Source organism: Micromonospora sp. I033, assembly GCF_053890995.1.
Window position 1 is genome coordinate 1 of record NZ_JBSSLX010000119.1, and the last position, 17,586, is coordinate 17,586.

At 75.7% G+C, this 17,586-nt stretch carries 21 protein-coding genes; 14 read left to right on the forward strand and 7 right to left on the reverse strand.

Features of this window, described 5'->3' with window-relative positions:
• On the forward strand, positions 1-494 hold a 494-nt coding region (locus ACW0Q9_RS19440; protein WP_456183257.1), incomplete at its 5' end, for an OST-HTH/LOTUS domain-containing protein.
• 19 nt (positions 495-513) lie between these two features.
• On the opposite strand, the gene ACW0Q9_RS19445 is transcribed toward ACW0Q9_RS19440, so the two are convergent.
• Positions 514-1,722 (reverse strand): hypothetical protein, encoded by a 1,209-nt coding sequence (locus ACW0Q9_RS19445; RefSeq protein WP_456183259.1) that lies wholly within the window; start codon positions 1,720-1,722, stop codon positions 514-516.
• Between the two features lie 90 nt (positions 1,723-1,812).
• On the opposite strand from ACW0Q9_RS19445, the gene ACW0Q9_RS19450 reads away from it, so the two are divergent.
• Complete coding sequence (locus ACW0Q9_RS19450) at positions 1,813-2,286, forward strand: molybdenum cofactor biosysynthesis protein (protein ID WP_456183261.1); 474 nt, start codon at positions 1,813-1,815, stop codon at positions 2,284-2,286.
• A gap of 150 nt (positions 2,287-2,436) precedes the next feature.
• Positions 2,437-3,012: a sigma-70 family RNA polymerase sigma factor gene (locus ACW0Q9_RS19455; protein ID WP_456183263.1), complete on the forward strand. Its 576-nt coding sequence runs from the start codon at positions 2,437-2,439 to the stop codon at positions 3,010-3,012.
• A gap of 13 nt (positions 3,013-3,025) precedes the next feature.
• Here ACW0Q9_RS19455 and ACW0Q9_RS19460 read toward each other — a convergent pair whose 3' ends face one another.
• Positions 3,026-3,763 carry a zf-HC2 domain-containing protein gene (locus ACW0Q9_RS19460; RefSeq protein WP_456183265.1) on the reverse strand — a complete coding sequence of 246 codons (738 nt, stop codon included), beginning with the start codon at positions 3,761-3,763 and terminating at the stop codon, positions 3,026-3,028.
• A gap of 121 nt (positions 3,764-3,884) precedes the next feature.
• Here ACW0Q9_RS19460 and ACW0Q9_RS19465 point away from each other — a divergent pair, with 121 nt between their 5' ends.
• Entirely contained in the window at positions 3,885-5,021 is a 1,137-nt protein-coding gene (locus ACW0Q9_RS19465; RefSeq protein WP_456183267.1) for a CaiB/BaiF CoA transferase family protein, read from the forward strand.
• A 4-nt stretch (positions 5,022-5,025) separates the two neighbouring features.
• On the opposite strand, the gene ACW0Q9_RS19470 is transcribed toward ACW0Q9_RS19465, so the two are convergent.
• Complete coding sequence (locus tag ACW0Q9_RS19470) at positions 5,026-5,601, reverse strand: TetR/AcrR family transcriptional regulator (RefSeq protein WP_456183269.1); 576 nt, start codon at positions 5,599-5,601, stop codon at positions 5,026-5,028.
• Between the two features lie 141 nt (positions 5,602-5,742).
• On the opposite strand from ACW0Q9_RS19470, the gene ACW0Q9_RS19475 reads away from it, so the two are divergent.
• Positions 5,743-6,936: a thiolase family protein gene (locus ACW0Q9_RS19475; protein ID WP_456183271.1), complete on the forward strand. Its 1,194-nt coding sequence runs from the start codon at positions 5,743-5,745 to the stop codon at positions 6,934-6,936.
• Positions 6,937-6,958: 22 nt separating this feature from the next.
• Here ACW0Q9_RS19475 and ACW0Q9_RS19480 read toward each other — a convergent pair whose 3' ends face one another.
• Entirely contained in the window at positions 6,959-7,387 is a 429-nt protein-coding gene (locus tag ACW0Q9_RS19480; RefSeq protein WP_456183273.1) for a PPOX class F420-dependent oxidoreductase, read from the reverse strand.
• A 140-nt stretch (positions 7,388-7,527) separates the two neighbouring features.
• Between ACW0Q9_RS19480 and ACW0Q9_RS19485 the strand changes: the two genes are divergently transcribed.
• Positions 7,528-8,739, forward strand: coding sequence for an LCP family protein (locus tag ACW0Q9_RS19485; protein WP_456183275.1), 1,212 nt, complete (start codon positions 7,528-7,530; stop codon positions 8,737-8,739).
• A 73-nt stretch (positions 8,740-8,812) separates the two neighbouring features.
• On the opposite strand, the gene ACW0Q9_RS19490 is transcribed toward ACW0Q9_RS19485, so the two are convergent.
• Together ACW0Q9_RS19490 and ACW0Q9_RS19495 are read right to left on the reverse strand one after the other, a co-directional pair.
• Complete coding sequence (locus tag ACW0Q9_RS19490; RefSeq protein WP_456183277.1) at positions 8,813-9,187, reverse strand: hypothetical protein; 375 nt, start codon at positions 9,185-9,187, stop codon at positions 8,813-8,815.
• A gap of 71 nt (positions 9,188-9,258) precedes the next feature.
• The gene (locus ACW0Q9_RS19495) at positions 9,259-9,699 is read right to left on the reverse strand and encodes a VOC family protein (protein ID WP_456183279.1); all 441 of its coding nucleotides are present in this window, start codon (positions 9,697-9,699) and stop codon (positions 9,259-9,261) included.
• 172 nt (positions 9,700-9,871) lie between these two features.
• On the opposite strand from ACW0Q9_RS19495, the gene ACW0Q9_RS19500 reads away from it, so the two are divergent.
• Positions 9,872-10,357, forward strand: a complete 486-nt coding sequence (locus ACW0Q9_RS19500; protein ID WP_456183281.1) for a hypothetical protein — start codon at positions 9,872-9,874, stop codon at positions 10,355-10,357.
• Between the two features lie 101 nt (positions 10,358-10,458).
• Here ACW0Q9_RS19500 and ACW0Q9_RS19505 read toward each other — a convergent pair whose 3' ends face one another.
• Positions 10,459-11,517, reverse strand: a complete 1,059-nt coding sequence (locus tag ACW0Q9_RS19505) for a S8 family serine peptidase (RefSeq protein WP_456183283.1) — start codon at positions 11,515-11,517, stop codon at positions 10,459-10,461.
• 142 nt (positions 11,518-11,659) lie between these two features.
• Between ACW0Q9_RS19505 and ACW0Q9_RS19510 the strand changes: the two genes are divergently transcribed.
• The 7 genes from ACW0Q9_RS19510 to ACW0Q9_RS19540 are packed head-to-tail and all read left to right on the forward strand — an operon-like array spanning position 11,660 to position 17,482.
• Complete coding sequence (locus tag ACW0Q9_RS19510; protein WP_456183285.1) at positions 11,660-12,313, forward strand: hypothetical protein; 654 nt, start codon at positions 11,660-11,662, stop codon at positions 12,311-12,313.
• Between the two features lies 1 nt (position 12,314).
• Complete coding sequence (locus ACW0Q9_RS19515; protein WP_456183287.1) at positions 12,315-12,614, forward strand: hypothetical protein; 300 nt, start codon at positions 12,315-12,317, stop codon at positions 12,612-12,614.
• Between the two features lies 1 nt (position 12,615).
• The gene (locus ACW0Q9_RS19520; protein ID WP_456183289.1) at positions 12,616-13,767 is read left to right on the forward strand and encodes a hypothetical protein; all 1,152 of its coding nucleotides are present in this window, start codon (positions 12,616-12,618) and stop codon (positions 13,765-13,767) included.
• A 19-nt stretch (positions 13,768-13,786) separates the two neighbouring features.
• On the forward strand, positions 13,787-14,284 hold the full coding sequence (locus tag ACW0Q9_RS19525; protein ID WP_456183291.1) for a phage baseplate assembly protein V: 498 nt from the start codon (positions 13,787-13,789) through the stop codon (positions 14,282-14,284).
• On the forward strand, positions 14,284-14,601 hold the full coding sequence (locus ACW0Q9_RS19530) for a hypothetical protein (protein WP_456183293.1): 318 nt from the start codon (positions 14,284-14,286) through the stop codon (positions 14,599-14,601). The genes ACW0Q9_RS19525 and ACW0Q9_RS19530 overlap by 1 nt, the downstream gene beginning before the upstream one ends.
• The gene (locus ACW0Q9_RS19535; RefSeq protein WP_456183295.1) at positions 14,598-14,981 is read left to right on the forward strand and encodes a GPW/gp25 family protein; all 384 of its coding nucleotides are present in this window, start codon (positions 14,598-14,600) and stop codon (positions 14,979-14,981) included. The genes ACW0Q9_RS19530 and ACW0Q9_RS19535 overlap by 4 nt, the downstream gene beginning before the upstream one ends.
• A complete protein-coding gene (locus tag ACW0Q9_RS19540; protein WP_456183297.1) occupies positions 14,978-17,482 on the forward strand; it encodes a putative baseplate assembly protein in 2,505 nt (834 codons plus the stop codon). The genes ACW0Q9_RS19535 and ACW0Q9_RS19540 overlap by 4 nt, the downstream gene beginning before the upstream one ends.
• The last annotated feature ends 104 nt before the right edge of the window (positions 17,483-17,586 follow it).

Below are 17,586 nucleotides of genomic sequence, written 5' to 3' on the forward strand. Positions count from 1 at the left end.
CGCGGGACGTCGACACGCTCTCCGTGCTGGTGGCCCAGACCGTTGCCGGCATGCAGGGCAGCTCCAGCGGCGAGGTGACCGCCTCCGGCCTGAAGCGCACCCTGCTCCGCAAGGACCCCACGTTCAGCGAGTCCGACTACGGCTTCCGCACCTTCGGGGAGCTGCTGCGCCACCTGGCCGGGCACAACGTCATCGAGCTGGCCGCGGGACCCGCCAAGGGTGACCCGGAGGTGTCGCTGCCCGAACGGGGCGACCGGGAGGTGGCCTTCGCACTGTTGCGGTCCGTGGTGGTGGACCTGGCCGGCGAGGGCGGCGCGGTGGCGCTGTCCGGCCTGAAGGACCAGCTCCGCCGGGCGCGGCCGGACTTCAGCGAGAAGAAGCTCGGCTACCGCAGCTTCCTCCAGTTCTGCAAGGCCGCCGCCACCAGTGGCGCGGTGGAGCTGCGGTGGAGTCCGGAGGCCGAGGACTACCTGCTCACCCCGCACACGCCCTGACGGTCGGGCCCGCCCCGGCTCAGGTCCGGCGGCACAGCAGCGGGTCGAGAACGGGCAGCCGGAGCGGGTCCAGGCAGATGCCCGACGCGGCGGGGTCGGTCGGGGAGGGCGAGCCGGTCGGCGACGTGGTGGGGCTTCCGGTCGGGCTCACCGTCGGAGGCGGGCTTCCGGTCGGGCTCACCGCCGGCGGGGTCGTCGACGGTACCGGCGCCGCGGTCGTCGTGGCCCGGGACGGCGCCGGAAGCACGGCCTGCTCCGTGCCGACCGGGATGGGGGTCGCGGTGACGGTTTGCCGCTCGGTCCCGCCGGCCGGCGACGGGAGCGGGCCGCTGTCGCGCTCGCCCGGTGGGCCGACGGCCGGGTCCGGCGCGAGGTCGTCGTCCGCGGCCCCGGCCGGGCTGCCCGTGGCCGGCTCCGCCCGCTGCACCGGGCCGGCCGAGGCGGGCCAGGTGCCCGCGGCCGTCACGCCGAGCAGCACCGCGATCGCCACGGCTCCGGCCGCGACGAGGCGCTCCGGACGGCGCCGTGCCGCCGGGGCGTCCTCGACGCCGAGCGGTCGCGGTGGCCGCGGCCGGGCCGCGCGGTGGGCGGCCAGCACCGCGTCGACCTGCGCGGCGACCGCGTCGCGGGCCCCGGTGGCGGCGGCGTACGCCAGGGTGAGGTAGAAGCGGAAGTTCGCCGCGCCGGCGACCGGCACCCGGAGCCCGGACGGCCGCTGGCCGTCCCCGGGGTGCAGCAGGGTGAGCGGCAGGTCGGGGTGGTGCCCCAGCCCGAGCAGGTCAGGATGTGCCCACTCGCGCACGCCGGCCGGCCCGGTGAAGGCGACCCGCCGGTCGGTCACCACGACGACGCCGGTGTCGACCACCCGCAGCCCGGCCGGGAGCGGGCCGTCGACCGGGTCGAGCAGCTCCGCGCTCAGCGTCGGGTCGGGCGCGGCGAGCCCGGGCAGGTGCCGGGCCTCCGCCTCGACCAGCTCCGCGACCGGCAGGATCCGGTAGACGACCTCGCCGTCGCCGAGCCGCACCGGCAGCTCGGTGCCGGGCAGGGCGCACCCGTGGAACCCGGTCGCCTCGATCCGCAGCCGCTCCAGGTGCTCGTTGCGCCGGCGCCACTCCCGGGCCGCCGCCTCGTACGCGCGCCGCCGGCGTTCGTTCTCGCGCCGCGCCCATGCAATCTGTCGTCCCAGTTCGGGGTGAGGCCCGACCGGGGTGGACCGTCTCGCCGTCACACCCGGTACAACGCCCTCCACCCACCGTGGACACGTGAGGATGGCTATCGTCCGGGTTGGTGGGGATACGTCCATGCCTACAATCGGCGCATGCCTGAGATCGTCCAGCTGCTGGCCTCGCCGGTGCACCGCTACGTGGGCCGGCCGGCCGACGGCCCGGCCCCCGCGCCGCCGGGCGAGCTGGTCGAGCAGGTCCGGCTCCGGGCCGGCCTGGGCATCGTCGGCGACCGCTACTTCGGCCGGCCGGCGCACCGCGAGGCGAGCGTGACCCTGATCGCGCAGGAGTCGCTGCCCGCCGGCGCCGACCTCACCCAGGTCCGGCGCAACGTGCTGACCAGAGGCATCGCCGTGGACGAGCTGGTCGGCCGGGTGCTCACCCTGGACTCCGGCGACGGGCCGGTCAGCCTGCGGGTGCACCGGGCCGCCCCGCCCTGCGCCTGGCTGGACGTGACCATCGCGCCCGGCACCTGGAAGGCGCTGCGCGGCCGGGGCGGCGTCCGCTGCGCCCCGCTCACCGACGGCGTCCTGCGGGTCGGGCCGGTCGAGGTGACCATCGACGCCTGACCCGGCCCGGGAACTTTCCGGCCCCGCCGCCCGACCAACCTGCGACCGTCCGTCGGCGCGGGTGGCAGGGAGGACGGCAGCGATGAACCGAGCGGGGCCGGCGCCCGTACCGTGGGTCATGACGCTGGTGGACCGGCGGGCCGGTCGCGGATGAGCCCCGAGGCCGACGACGAGCAGGTGACCCGGTGGGCGCACCGGGCCGGCCGGGGCGACCAGCAGGCCGCGGCGGCGTTCGTGCGGGCCCTCCAGGGCCCGGTGTGGCGGTTCCTCGCGCATCTGGCCGGCCCCACGGAGGCCGACGACCTGACCCAGGAGACGTTCCTGCGCGCGCTGCGCAACCTGCCCGGTTTCGCCGGGCGGTCCTCGGCGCGTACCTGGGTCTTCACCATCGCCCGCCGGGTCGCCGTGGACCACGTCCGGGCGGCGACGGCGCGCCCCCGGGTGGCCGCGCTGCCGGACTGGCAGGCCGCGGCCGAGGCGGCCGGGGCGGTCACCCCGGGCGGGGACGAGGCGGTCACCCTGCGCGGGCTCATCGCCGGGCTCGCCCCGGAGCGCCGGGAGGCGTTCGTGGCCACCCAGGTCGTCGGCCTCTCCTACGCCGAGGCGGCCCAGGTGTGCGGCTGCCCGGTCGGCACCATCCGCTCCCGCGTCGCCCGGGCCCGCGAGGACCTGGTCGCCGCCTGGCACGGCGACGCCCGGCCGGCCCGGGGTAGCCGGGTGGTCTGAGTACGGCCGGCCGTCAGGCGGCCCGGCGGTCGCGGGCCTGCGCGGCGTAGGGCGTGGGTGGCAGCAGGCGCAGCGGGGCCGGCTCGGTCGGCTCCTCGGTGCGCAGCGACCAGCGCGAACCGGACGACCGGCCCGGCCGGGGCGGCGCGCCGCCGGGGCGCCACCGGGGCCGGGCGAGCAGCACCATCACCACCCAGCCGACCAGCAGGAAGCCGTGGCTGACCAGCCGCTGCACCGCCACCTGCCCGGTGATCAGGTCGTTCACCGACAGCAGCACCAGGGTGGCGACGAACGCGCTGAGCATCGGCAGCAGTCCGGTGGGGGCGGAGCGCCGCAGCGCGACGTAGAGGAATCCGGCGCCCACCGCCACGTTCCAGGCGGCCGACTCGTGCCACAGGTGCTGGCCGGTGGCGTGGCCGTGGTCGATGACCGTCTCCCGGCCGACCTGGGCCAGCCCGAGCACGAGCTGCACCGCGCCGAGCAGCCCGAGCACCCCGCGCAGCCCGAGCGCGGTCCGCTCCCGCCACCCGGGCCGGGCCGGCGGCGCGGCGGCGAGCACCGCGTCGACCAGATCGGGCACCCGCGGGGCGAGCTGCGTACGGGCCCGCCGGGTCACCCGGGCGGCCGCCTCGAACCAGCCCCGGCAGCCGGCGCAGCCCGCCAGGTGCGCCTCGGCCGCCGCGCTCTCCGACCGGGTCGCCTCCCCGTCCAGCTGCGCCGACAGGATCTCCCGCCACTGCTCACACGCCATGTACAGGTAGTCGTCGCCGGCGGCCGCCTGGTTCCCGACGGGGTGCCGCCGGCCGCGGCCGGTGTGTCATCGTGGTCCTTCCGGTCCGGCCGGCGACGGGTCCGAGTGGGGAGGTCTGGCGATGGGGGAGGGCTCGTCCGGGCCGCTGCGCGGCGTCCTCGTCGCGGACTTCTCCCGGATCCTGGCCGGGCCGTACGCGACCATGCTCCTCGCCGACCTGGGCGCCGACGTGATCAAGGTCGAGGCGCCGGGCGGCGACGACACCCGCACCTGGCAGCCCCCGGTCCGCGACGGGGTCTCGACCTACTACCTCGGCGTCAACCGCAACAAGCGCTCGCTGGTCCTCGACCTCGCCGATCGCGGCGACGCGGTGCTGGCCCGCCGGCTCGCCGCCCGCGCCGACGTCATGATCCAGAATTTCCGGCCCGGCGCGCTGCGCCGCTTCGGCCTCGACCACGACACCGTCACCGCCGCCAACCCTCGGCTGGTGTACGCCTCGATCAGCGGGTTCGGCGCGGCCGGCGGCGCGGACCTGCCCGGGTACGACCTCATGGTGCAGGCGGCCTCCGGCCTGATGAGCCTGACCGGGGCGTCCGACGGCCCGCCGTACAAGGCGGGGGTGGCGGTCTTCGACGTGATCGCGGGGCTGCACGCGGCGGTCGGGATCCTCGCCGCGCTGCACCACCGGGCGGCCACCGGGGTCGGCCAGCACGTCGAGGTGGACCTGCTCTCCTCGGCCCTGTCCGGGCTGGTCAACCACGCCAGCGCGCACGTCGCCGGGGGAGTGGTGCCGCACCGGATGGGCAACGCCCACCCGAGCATCGTGCCCTACGAGCCGCTGCCCACCGCCGACGGCGAGCTGGTGGTGATCGCCGGCAACGACGGCCAGTTCCGGGTCCTCTGCCAGGTGCTCGGCCTGCCCGGGCTGCCGGACGACCCGCGGTTCCGGCGCAACCAGGACCGCACCGCGCACCGCGACGCGCTGCGGCCGCTGCTGGTGGCCGCCCTGGCCCGGCGGACCAGCGCCGAGTGGTTCGGCGAGCTGCGCGCGGCCGGGGTGCCGTGCAGCCCGATCAACACGGTCGCCGACGGGCTGGCCCTGGCCGAGGGGCTCGGGCTCGACCCGGTGGTCACTGTCGACGGCGTGCCGGGGGTGCGAAACCCGATCGGCCTGTCGGCCACCCCGCCCCGCTACGACCTGCCGCCGCCGGGGCTGGACGAGCACGGCGCCGAGCTGCGTGCCTGGCTGGGCGGCTGAGCGGTCAGCGCCGCGCGGCGGCCAGCAGGTCGTCGACCAGCCCCGTCGCGGTCTCCGCCGCGGCGGTGCCGTCCGGGCGCCCGGCGCTGCCGTAGAGACCCTCGACGACCAGCCAGATCCGGTCGGCGAGCCGGCCCGGGTCGGTCACGTCGAGCCGGGCCACCAGGGCGTCGATCTCGGCCCGGGTGTCGCGGAGGTAGTCCCGGGCCACCCGGCCGGGCTCGCCCGCGTCGCCGGGGAACTCGGCGAGGTAGAGGCGGAACGCGCAGCCGCGGAAGTCCGGCCGGGTGGCGGTGGCGGCGATTTCCGCGACCAGCGCGCGCAGCCGCGCCGCCGGGTCGTCGGGCAGCCCCTCGGTCGCCGCCGCGCCGGCCCGCTCACGCTCCCGCCGGCAGGCCCGCAGGTACGCGGCGACCAGGTCGTCCTTGCTGGGGAAGTGGGTGTAGAGCAGATTCTTGCCGCAGCCCGCGGCGTCGATCACCTGGTTCATCCCGACGGAGCGGACACCGTGCCGGTAGAACAGCTCCCCGGCGGTGCGCAGGATCCGCTCCCGGCTGCCCGGGGTCGCGGTGCGGGCCATCGTTCCTCCTTCCCTGGCGCTGTGGCGAGGATAACGGACCGATCGGTCCGGCAGCGATTGACCGGGCTGCGATCTACGGCGCAGTATCGGACCACTCGGTCCCGGACCGATCGGTCCGGCAATGGTCCCCAGGAGGCAGCCATGCGCGACGCGGTCATCGTCGAGGCGGTACGGACCCCGGTGGGTCGGGCGAAGCGGGGCGGGGCGTACCTCGACGTCCACCCGGTCGACCTGCACGCCCACGCGCTGCGCAGCCTGGTGGCCCGGGTGCCGGGGCTGGACCCGGTCGAGATCGACGACGTGGTCGGCGGCGCCGTCGCCCAGGTCGGCGAGCAGAGCACCAACACCACCCGGCTCGCCGCGCTCGCCGCCGGCTTCCCCGAGTCGGTGCCCGGGGTGACCGTGGACCGGCAGTGCGGCAGCAGCCAGCAGGCGCTCAGCTTCGCCGCCCAGGGCCTGGTCGCCGGGGCGTACGACATCGTGGTCGCCTCCGGCGTCGAGTCGATGAGCCGGGTGCCCATCGGCAGCGCGGCCGTGGTCGACGGGGTCCGCACCGACTTCGCCGGGCCGGGCGTCGCCGCGCGCTACCCCGGCGGGCTCGTCCCGCAGGGCGTCGCCGCCGAGCTGATCGCCCGCAAGTGGGGCCTGTCCCGCACCCGGCTCGACGAGTACGCCGCCACCAGCCACCAGCGGGCCGCCGAGGCGTGGCGGCAGGGGCGGTTCGCCGGCCAGGTCGCCCCGCTGCCCGGGATCGACCTGGCCATGGACGAGACCATCCGGCCCGGGACCACCGTGGCCCGCCTCGCCGAGCTGCCGCCGTCCTTCGCCGCCGAGGGGTGGACCGCCCGCTTCGGCGAACTCGACTGGAAGGTCACCGCCGGCAACTCCAGCCCGCTCAACGACGGCGCGGCGGCCCTGCTGCTCACCACCGCCGAGACCGCCCGCCGGCGTGGCTGGCGACCCCGGGCGCGGATCCACACCGCCACCGTGGTCGGCGACGACCCGATCCTCATGCTCACCGGCATCATCCCGGCCACCGCCAAGGCGCTCGCCCGAGCCGGCCTCACCATCGACGACATCGACGCGTTCGAGGTGAACGAGGCGTTCTCGTCGGTCGTGCTGGCCTGGCTGGCCGAGACCGGCGCCGACCCGGCGAAGGTGAACGTCGACGGCGGCGCGATCGCGATCGGCCACCCGCTCGGCGCCAGCGGCGCCCGCCTCGCCACCACCCTGCTGCACGTCCTCGAGCGCACCGGCGGCCGCTACGGCCTGCAGACGATGTGCGAGGCCGGCGGCACCGCCAACGCCACCATCATCGAACGCCTCGACGGCTGACCGGCCGGCCGCCGGGGGGCGGTCAGTCGGCGATGCCGCTGAAGCCGACCACGTGCTCCGCCCGCAGCCGGACCAGCAACTCGCCCGGGACGGCGTTGCGCCGGCCGTATTCCTCGGCGCGCTCGGCGCCCATGTAGCGGGCGGCGATTCGGGTGGACCAGGGCAACGACTCGACCGGGTCGTCAATGAGAGTCACCGGGCCCCGCACGGTGACGAAGGCGTAGGGCGGGTGCTCCTCGTCGACGCTCAGCGCGGCCCGGGGGTCGCGGGCCAGGTTGCGCCCCTTGACGCTGCTCTGGCCGGTGTTGAAGACGATGTCGTCGCCGTCGAGCACGAACCAGATCGGCGCCACGTGCGGGGAGCCGTCGGCCCGCACGGTCGCCAGCTTCCCGGTCCGGGTGCCGGCGGTCACGAACGCCCGCCACTCGTCGTCGCTCATCCGCTGCGCCATGCGGCCATTCTGGCGCACCCCCCTGACGCTCCGGCCGGGACCCGCTCCCAGCGAGTTCACAGCCGTGCGACCTGTCCGGTGGGCTCGGCCCGACATAGCCTCGGACCGGCCCGCCACCCGTCCTGACCTGGGGAGATCACGTGTCGTACCCGACCACCGCCGGACCGGCCGGTCCGGTCCGGCCGCGCCGGTCCGCGCGGCGGCCCTGGCCGCGCTGGGCCCGGTGGTGCGTGGCGGTCGGCACCACGCTGATGACGTTGAGCGGCGTGGCGCTGGGCGGCAGCGCCTACCTGCTGCACGCGGCCACCGGCGAGGTCACCCGGCAGAACCTGCTCGGCGCCGCGGCCGCGCCGGCCGAGCAGCACCGGACGATCACCGGGGCCAAGAACATCCTGCTCGTCGGGGTCGACACCCGTCCGAACCAGGACCCGAGCCAGCTCACCCGCGCGGACTCGATCATCCTGCTGCACATCCCCGCCGACCACAGCCAGGCGTACCTGGTCTCGCTGCCCCGGGACTCGCTGGTCACCATCCCGGCCTACGACAACGGGGCGACGCCGTTCCGGGGCGGCCAGAACAAGATCAACGCTGCCTTCGCGTTCGGCAGCCGGGGGCTGACCGGCCCCACGGCCCTCTCGCACGGCTTCGAACTGCTGGCGCTGACCGTCCGCGACCTGACCGGCATCACCCCCGACGCCGGCGCGATCATCGACTTCCAGGGCTTCAAGAAGATCGTCCAGGTGCTCGGCCAGGTCTGCATGTACGTCGACGAGACCACCACCTCGATCCACGTCGGGCACGACGCCTCCGGCAAGCCCGCCGCGCCGTACGCGATCAACCCGGACGGCACGGTGAACCACCGCATCCCCGGCGTCACCCCGAACGTCTACACCAAGGGCCAGCACTGCCTCGACCCGGCGCAGGCGCTGGACTTCGTCCGGCAGCGGGACCTGCTGGCCAACCACGACTTCGACTACGGCCGGCAGCGCCACCAGCAGCAGTTCGTCAAGGCGGTGCTCGCCCAGGTGGTCAGCCAGGGACTCGACTCGCCCACGAAGCTGCCCGGGCTGCTCTCGGCAGTCGGCCGCACGATGACCGTGGACGACGGCGGCATTCCCCTCGCCGACTGGGCCTTCGCCATGCGCGGCGTCAAGCCCGACAAGATCACCACGCTCAAGACCAACGGTGGCACCTTCAACAGCCGTACCGTGCCGGGCGTCGGCAGCGCCGAGATTCTCAGCCCGACCAGCGTGCAGCTGCTGCACGCGGTGCGCGACGACACCGTCGCGGCGTTCGTGGCGGCCCACCCGAACTGGGTGGCCGACTCCGGCCCGACCACCGCCGACCACTGATCCGGCGCGACAGCCTGGGCTCCACGCGGTCCGGCGGCCGGGATGACGGACTCCCAAAGCGCTGAAGCGGGTCTCAGGGCTGGAAGCACTCGGGACCCCAGCAGCTCGCGTCCGCCGGCAACTCCCACCAGTGCGGCATCATCGTCGGCCGCCACGCCGGATCCGGCTGGAAGTCCATCCACTGGCCGTCGAAGGGCGCAGCCCCGGCGCGGGCCAGGGTAAGCAGTCGTTCGCCCTCGGCCCGGACCTCGGCGGCCTCGAGCAGCGACAGCCGCCGGGTCGGCTGGCCGGCGCCGTCAACCCGGCGCATGGCCTGTGAGCCCGCCTCGATCCACAGCGCCAGCCCGCGCTCGTCATCGCTGACCACCCGCCCGCACAGCACCGAGCCGACCCGGCCGTCCGGGTACAGGTGCCGGCGGACGATCGTCTGCCCGCGCTCAAAGATCATTCGAGCACGATGACCACACGATGCCCGGTGATCGGTCCCGTTCTTTGGGCGATCGGCCCCTTCGGCAGCCGTTAACTGAGTTGCTCGGCCAGTGCCACGATGATGCCCTGGGGGCCGCGGACGTAACAGAGCCGGTAGATGTCCTCGTACCGCTCCACCTCGCCGACGAGTTCGGCGCCGTGGGTCCGCAGGCGGGCAACCACGTCATCGATGTCGTCGACGGCGAACATGATGTTACGGATGCCCAGCGTGTTCGGCGGTGCGACGGATGGCTCGGCGCTGACCGCCGCCGGCGAGCGGAACGTCGTCAGCTCCACCTTGCCGTGGCCGTCCGGGGTCCGCATCATGGCGATGTCGACCCGGACGTCGTCGAGTCCGTTGACACGGTCCACCCACCGTCCCTCGATGGGCGCCTCGCCTTCCAGCTCCATCCCGAGTTCGGTGAAGAACGCGACAGCAGCCGCGAGGTCGTCGACGACTATGCCGACGTGGTCCATCCGCTGGAGCGCCATGTCCCGAGCATATGGGCAGGATGCCTGGCTGGCGGGACTCCTCAGGCCAGCGGCATGGGTGGTTGATGACACCGGTCATGCCGTCGCGCAGAAGTCCCGGCGGGCCGCGACCCTGACGTGACAACCGCTGCCGCGTCTGCCGGATCGGTGGCTGGAGAATGAGGATATGCCCTTGATCGACTCCGTCCGTCGAATCGCTGCGGTTCTGGCGCATCTGGCGCCTCCGTATGGGCCGCTGGAGCTGCCACCGCCGGTGTCTCCGGAGGAGCGACTCGACGACATCGCCCCCGGTTATGCCCAGTTCCTCCGCCTCGCTGACGGGGCTACCTGCGGAAGCACGGGCGACATCCGGCTGTGGCCCGCAGCATCCGTGCGCCAGACGGCGTGGATGGCTGACGGCCTGGCGGGCGGTGCTGCGCGGTGGTGCGCGGTCGCGGACGTCCTGCAGAATCCTGTCTTCGTCGAGCGTGCAACCGGCGAGGTGTGGTGGTTCTCCGACCTGAACATCGTCTGGTACACCGACACCGAGCTTGCCAGCTTCGCCAAGCTGGCTGACGAGGTCGCCGGGTTCATCGACTACCTCATCCTCGGTCCTGGGTACGTCCAGCACCTCGGGCGAGACGACCCGTGGCTAGCGGCGCTGTCAACCAGCCAGTGAGGTGCGCCAGCTCGGCCGACTGTGACACAGTCAGCCGAGCTGGCCTGGAGAAGGTGCCCGAGCCGGGGCTCGCACGCGGTCGCCGCCGTGAGGTGCCGGCGTCAGGTGCGCGGCGCGGCCACGGCGGCCTGGGCGTCGACGACGCCCCAGCCGTACAGCGGCGTGTAGACGCCGCGCAGCCCGACGATCGGGGTCCGGGCGGTCGACATCAGCACCGCGTACACGTCGGCCACGCCGCGCCCCTGGGCGGCCAGCAACGCCGCGACCCCGGCCACGTACGGCGTGGCCATCGACGTGCCGGCGTAGGCGTCGTAGTCGCCCTGCCCGCAGGTGGCCGCGCCGGCGCCCACCGGGACGCTGGACCAGATGTCGTCGTCGCAGTTGACGAGGCCGGCGCCACCGGGCGCGGCCACGACCTTCAGGTCAGCCTTCACACCCAGGTTCGAGTACCACGCCTTGAGCTCGTTCCGATCGGTGGCGGTGACGCAGAGCGCTCCGGCCTCCCAGGCCGGGGTGTCGCACAGCGGCGCGGTCTCGTTGCCGGCGGCGGCGATGACGGCGACGCCCTTCGCCTGCGCGTACGCGATCGCCGCGGTCGTCTCCGACTCCAGACCGGTGAGGGTGAGGGCCTGGCTGCCGGGCAGCGCGCCGAGGCTGAGGTTGACCACCTTGGCGCCGTGGTCGGCCGCGTAGCGGATGCCGGCGGCGATGTCGGCGAAGCTGCCGCTGCCCGCCTCCAGCACCTTGATCGGCATGATCTTCGCGTCGCGGGCGACGCCGGCGACACCGACACCGTTGCCCGTGGCCGCGGCGGCGATACCGGCCACGTGGGTGCCGTGCTCGTCGCCGGCGTCGGGCACGCCGTTGGGGCCGCGCCAGTCGCCGTTGCCGCAGGAGGTCGTGCCGCAGTCGACGAAGGTCGCGCCGGGGACGAGCTTGGCGGCCAGATCCGGGTGGCCGAGGTCGATGCCGGTGTCCACCACCGCGATGACCACGCCCGCCCCCGTGCTGGTCGCCCAGGCCTGCTCGGCATGGATCTGCCGCAGGCCCCACTGCTTGTCGTACAACGGATCGTTGACGGCCGCCTCGGCGGGCGCCGCCGCGACCGCCACGAGCGCGGTGACCACCGCGGTGCCGGCGAGTAACCGGGTGAACGACATCAGATCTCCCCTCCCACGGACAGCACTTCATCTATGGATCGGGGATCGGGCGCGAAACGCAACAGCGACGGGATCGCCCGGCCCTGCCGGGCGTGACGCGGGCGTGACGGCGGGGCGACGGGCGCGCGGGACCCTCGGCGGCGTGAGCAGCTTCCCGGGCAGCCCGCGTACCCTCCGCGGCGCCATCGTCGCGGTGGACCCGCTGGGGCCGCTGTCCCGGGTGGTGGTGTTCCAGTACAACCCGGACCAGGTGCAGCGCACCATCGCCCCGCGCTCCGGCGGGGAGTCCGGGCAGCGCGCCGCCGACGCGCACCGGGCGTGGGGCGCGCCCACCGAGACGATCACCATGACGGTCGACGTCGACGCCGCCGACCAGCTGGAGACCGGTGACCCGGTCGCCGCCACCGTCGGCGTGCTGCCCCAGCTCTCCGTGCTGGAGATGCTGCTGCACCCGGGCAGCGTCCGGGTGATCGCCAACTCGGTGCTGCTGGCCGCCGGCACCATCGAGATCCTGCCGGTGGAGCTGCCCATGGCGGTGCTGGTCTGGGGGCCGGCCCGGGTGGTGCCCGTGCGGATCACCCAGCTCGGCGTCACCGAGCAGGCCTTCAACCCGGCGCTGAGCCCGATCCGGGCCACCGTGGACGTCTCCGCCCAGGTGCTCACCTACGACGACCTGCCGCTGACCGACGTCGGCTACGGGCTCTACCTCGCGCACCTGGTCACCAAGGAGGTCCTCGCCATGGTGGGCGCCGTCACCGGCGCCGTCGACGCCGTCACCGACCTGGCCGGAGCGTGACATGACCGGGCGCTACGACTCCGTACCCGTCGCCGGAACGAGCGTGCCCGACGGCACCGGCGGCCTGCGCGAGGTGCGCTACCTGCGGCGGCGGCCGCTGCCGGAGCCGCGCGACGTGCGGGCCGCGGCCACCCACCGGGTGACCGCGGGGGACCGGCTCGACCTGGTCAGCCACCGCTACCTGGGCGACGCCACCGCCTGGTGGCGGATCGCCGACGCCAACGGGGCGCTCGACCCGGAGGCGCTGACCGGCCCCGATGCCGAGGGCGAGCTGATCGTCATCCCGCTGCCGGGGGTGTGACGTGCTGCTCGGGTCCGGGCTGCGGCTCACCGTCCTCGCCGGACGGACCGTGCCGCTGCCGCTGTCGGTGGAGCTGGCCCAGCGCTGGCGCTCCACCCGGGTCACCGAGAGCGACGCCGAGCGCAGCGCCTTCTCCCTGGTCTTCGACGCCGGCCGGGCCGGCCCGCTCGCGGCCCTGGACAGCCCGTTCGGGCCGACCGGCCCCCTGGCCCCGTTCGCCCGGGTGGTGCTGGTGCTCACCGTCGGCGTGGTGCCCAAGGTCCTGTTCGACGGCATCGTCACCGAGACCCGCCTCGACCCGGGCACCGGCGCCGGACGGGCGACCTTCACCGTCACCGGCGAGGACGTGGGCAACCTGCTCGACCGCGAGGACCGCGACGTCGAGCACCCCGCCCTCGACGACTACCTGACCGTGCTGAAGATCCTCGCCCCGTACGCGGCGCGCGGCATCCTGCCGAAGGCCCTGCCCGCCCCGGTCACCGACCCGCCGCTGCCGATCGACCGGATCCCCACCCAGCACGGCACCGACCTGCAACACCTCGCCGAACTCGCCGAGCGGCACGGCTACGTCACCTACGTCGACCCCGGCCCGGTGCCGGGAATCAGCTCGTTCTACTGGGGACCGCCGGTCCGGCTCGGCCTGCCGCAGCCCGCGCTCGCCGTCGACCTGGGCTCGGACAGCAACGTGCGGGAGGTCTCCTTCCGCACCGAGGCGACCCGGCCGGCCACCGTCACCGGGGCGGTGCACGACCGGCGTACCGGGATCACCCTGCCGGTCGCCGCGGTGGCCAGCACCCGGCCGCCGCTGGCCGCCGTGCCGTTCGCCCTTGCCAACGCCGGGGACGTGCGGCGGCGCCGGCTGCGCGAGGGCAGCAGCGACGCGGTCTCCGCCTTCGCCCGCGCGCAGGGCGAGGTGGACCGCGGCGCCGACGCGCTGGTCGCGGAGGGCACCGCCGACGGCGCCCGGTACGGGGCGGTGCTGCGCCCCCGCGGCCTGGTCGGCATGCGTGGCGCCGGCTGGAGCCACGACGGGCTCTGGTACGTCCGCCAGGTGGAGCACGACCTCGCGTACGGCGGCTACCGGGTCGGCTTCACCCTGTCCCGGGACGGCCACGGCTCGGTCACCCCCGCGCTGCCCCGGAGCCCGTCATGACCACCCGGGAGGAGCGGCGATGACCCGGCAGTTCTTCGGCGTGTACCGGGGGAAGGTGGAGCACAACGTGGACCCGATGCTGCGCGGGCGGGTGCAGGTCTCGGTCCCGAAGGTGCTCGGCGACGGCCGGCTGGCCTGGGCCGAGCCGTGCGTGCCCTACGCCGGCAACGGCGTCGGCGGCTTCAACCTGCCGCCGGTGGGCGCCGCCGCCTGGGTGGCCTTCGAGGGCGGCAACCCCGACTACCCCGTCCTGCTGGGCTGCTACTGGCAGGTCGGCCAGTCGCCAGCGCCCGGGCTGCCGCAGCAGCGGGTGTTCCAGTCCGACTCGGTCAGCGTCACGGTCAGCGATCTGCCCATGGTGGGCGGCCTGACCATCGAGGTGGGGCCGCCGGCCGTGCTGGTCCCGCTCAAGGTGGTGCTCGGCCCCGGCGGCATCGAACTGTCCACCGGGGCCACCAAGGTCGTCCTCGACGGCGTGCGGGTCTCGGTCAACGACGGCGCGCTGGAGGTGATGTGATGCCCGCACCCCTCGTGCACCAGGGAGCCGTGGTGATCTGCGCGCACGGCGGCCAGGCCATGCCCACCGTGCCCAACCCCCGGGTACGCGTCGGCGGGCAGGCCACCGTGCTGCTCGCCGCGCCGTGGACGGTGGGGGCCTGCCCGTTCCCGCCGGTCTCCGGCGGCCCCTGCGTGACCGGCGTGTGGAGCGTCGGCAGCGTCCGGGTGCGCTCGATGGGTCAGCCCTTCGTGCTGGCCTCCGGCCTGGCCACCTGCGCGCCGACCGGGGTGCCCCTGACGGTCACCGCCAGCCAGTTCCGGGCGGTGGCGACGTGACCGCCGGCCGGCACGTCGGCTTCCCGCTGCGCGTCGGCGGCCGGGGCCGCACGGCCCTGGTCGGCGACGAGGAGTACCTGCGCGGCCTGGTCGAGGCGGTGCTCTTCACCCGCCCCGGCGAACGGGTCAACCGGCCCGACTTCGGCAGCGGCGTGGACCGGCTGGTCTTCGCCCCGGCCGGCGACGAGGTGGCGCACGCCACCCGGGCGCTGGTGCACGGCGCGCTGCAACGCTGGCTCGGCGACCTCGTGCAGATCGACGACGTGCGGGTCGAGGCGGCGGACGCCCAGTTGCGGGTCACCGTCAGCTACCTGCCGCTGGTGGCCGGGGCGGCTGTTGGCGAGCGCCGCAGCCTCACCGTCGTGGGCGGCACCCCGTGACCGCGCCGCTGCTCGACCGGGAGGCCCGCCGGGCGCTCGTCGAGGGGGAGAGCACCCTCGACGGGATCGACCACGTCGAGGTGCTGTCGAACCGGCCCGGCACCCCGGGCCACGTGCCCGGCGCGCCCCGCCAACGCACCCTCCTCGTGCATCTGCTGCGCGGCCCGGTCCCCGCCGGCCTCGACGCCGGCCGGGTCCGCGTCCTCGGCGGGGTGCGGGTCGACCCGCGGGTCAACCCGGTGCGGGTGCTCTGGGCGTATCCGGCGAACGCCGTGGCGGCCGGGCCGCCGCCGGGGGTGACGGCCGCCGACCGGGCCCTGGTGACCGGGGCGGTGCCGGCGCCCGCGCGGGGCCGGGTGCTGGTGGTGCGCACCTCCTCCAGCGGGGACTGGTCCAGCTACCTGCTGGCCCTCACCGGCCCGGGCGGCGAGGGCTTCCCGGCCGGCTTCGACGAGCCGCTGTCCACCTGCCCGTTCGCCTTCGCCGTCGACTGCCCCGACGAGCTGGACTGCCGGCCCGACGGCGGCTGCCCGCCGGTGCCCGCCACCACCCCCGCCCTGGACTACCTGGCCCGCGACTACGCGGGACTGCGCACCCGGCTGCTCGACCGGCTCGCCGTGCTGCTGCCCGGCTGGACCGACCGCAACCCGGCCGACCCGCTGGTCACCCTCGCCGAGCTGTTCGCGTATGTGGGGGACCGGCTCACCTACCGGCAGGACGCGATCGCCGCCGAGGCGCACCTGGCCACCGCGCGGCTGCGCCCCTCGGTGCGCCGGCACGCCCGGCTGCTCGACTACCGGATGCACGACGGCTGCTCGGCCCGCACCTGGCTGGCGTTCCGCACCGCCGCGCCCCTGACCCTGCCGGCGCGTACCCCGGTCGCCGGGGTCGAGGACCCGCTGCCGCCCGACGCGGGCGTGGCGGAGGCGGTGGACGCCGGCGCCACCGTCTTCGAGACCCTGGCCCCGGTGGCGCTGCGCCCGGCCCGCAACCAGCTCGACCTGCACGCCTGGGGTGACCCGGACGCCTGCCTGCCGGCCGGCGCGACCAGCGGCTGGCTGCGCCACCCGGCCGGCGCCGACCCGCAGCTGCGCGCCGGCGACGTGCTCGTCCTCGCGCCGGTCGACGAGACCGGGACGGTGGTCGGTGACGAGGCCCGCCGGCGTGCCGTCCGGCTCGACCGCGACCCGGTCCCCCGCGCCGACCCGCTCGCCCCCGCCGGTACGGTCGTCCGCGAGCTGCACTGGGCCGCCGAGGACGCCCTGGCCGTTCCGCTGCCGGTGGCCCGCCGGGCCGCCGACGGCACCGCCGCCCCGGCCGCCGTGGCGCTGGCGAACGTCGCGCTCGCCGAGCACGCCGCCGGGCTGCCCCCGCGCGGGCTGCTGCCCCCGCAGGCCCCCGCCGACGGCCCGTACCGCCCACGGCTGCCCACCGGGCGCCACCCGGTCGCCTGGACCGACGCCGTCGTGGACGAGCGCAGCGCCGCCGCCGCGCTGCGCCCCGACCCGCGCCGCGCGCTGCCCGCCGTGCTGCTCGACGACGGCAGCCGCACCTGGACGCCCGTGCCCGACCTGCTGGCCAGTGGCCGGCTCGACCCGCACGTGGTGGCCGAACCCGAGACCACCGGCGTGCTGCGGCTGCGCTCCGGCGACGGCATCAACGGCCGCCGGCCGGCGCCCGGCGCCACCCTCACCGCCTGGCCCCGGGTCGGCGGCGGCACCGCCGGCAACGTCGGCGCGGACGTGCTCACCCTGCCGCTGCCCACCTCCGCCTGGGCGGTGCCGGCCGGGGTGGTCGTCAGCAACCCGCTGCCGGCCACCGGTGGGGTCGACCCCGAGCCGGTCGACGAGGTGAAGGAGCTGGCCCCGTACGCGTTCCGCACCCAGCTGCGGGCGGTCACCAGCGCCGACCACGCCGCCACCGCCGAGGAGAACCCGGGCGTGCAGCGCGCGGTGGCCTGGCGCCGCTGGACCGGCTCCTGGTACGCCCAGGAGGTCACCCTCGACCCGGTGGCCCGCCGGGCCGGCGATCCCGCGCTCGCCGCCGAGGTCGCCGCCCTGCTCGACGTACGCCGGCTGGCCGGCACCGACGTGGAGCTGGCCCCGCCCGCGCACGTCCCGCTGGAGATCGTCCTCGGGATCTGCGTCGCTGACGGCCACCTCGCCGCCGACGTGGAACGCCGGCTGCGCGCCGAACTGTCCACCCGGGTGCTGCCCGACGGCCGGCTCGGCTTCTTCCACCCCGACCGGCTCACCTTCGGCCAGTCCCTCTACGTGTCCGACCTGGTCGCCGCCGTCATGGCCGTGCCCGGCGTCGGCTACGTCGAGGTGGCCGACGACGACGCCACCGGCCTGCGGTTCCGCCGGCTCGGCCGGCCGCCCGCCGGAGAGGTGGCCCGCGGCCGGATCGACGCCGCCGCCCGCGAGGTGCTGCGCGCGGACAGCGACCCGAGCAACCCGGAGTACGGCCGGGTCGCCTTCCACCTGCGCGGTGGCGCGTGAGCTGCGGCTGCGGTGGCGGGTGCGGGTGCGACCCGCTGCGCCCGCCCGTGCCCGAGGTGACCCACCCGCCCGGCCGGCCCGCCCTGGCCTGGCGGGTCGCCCCG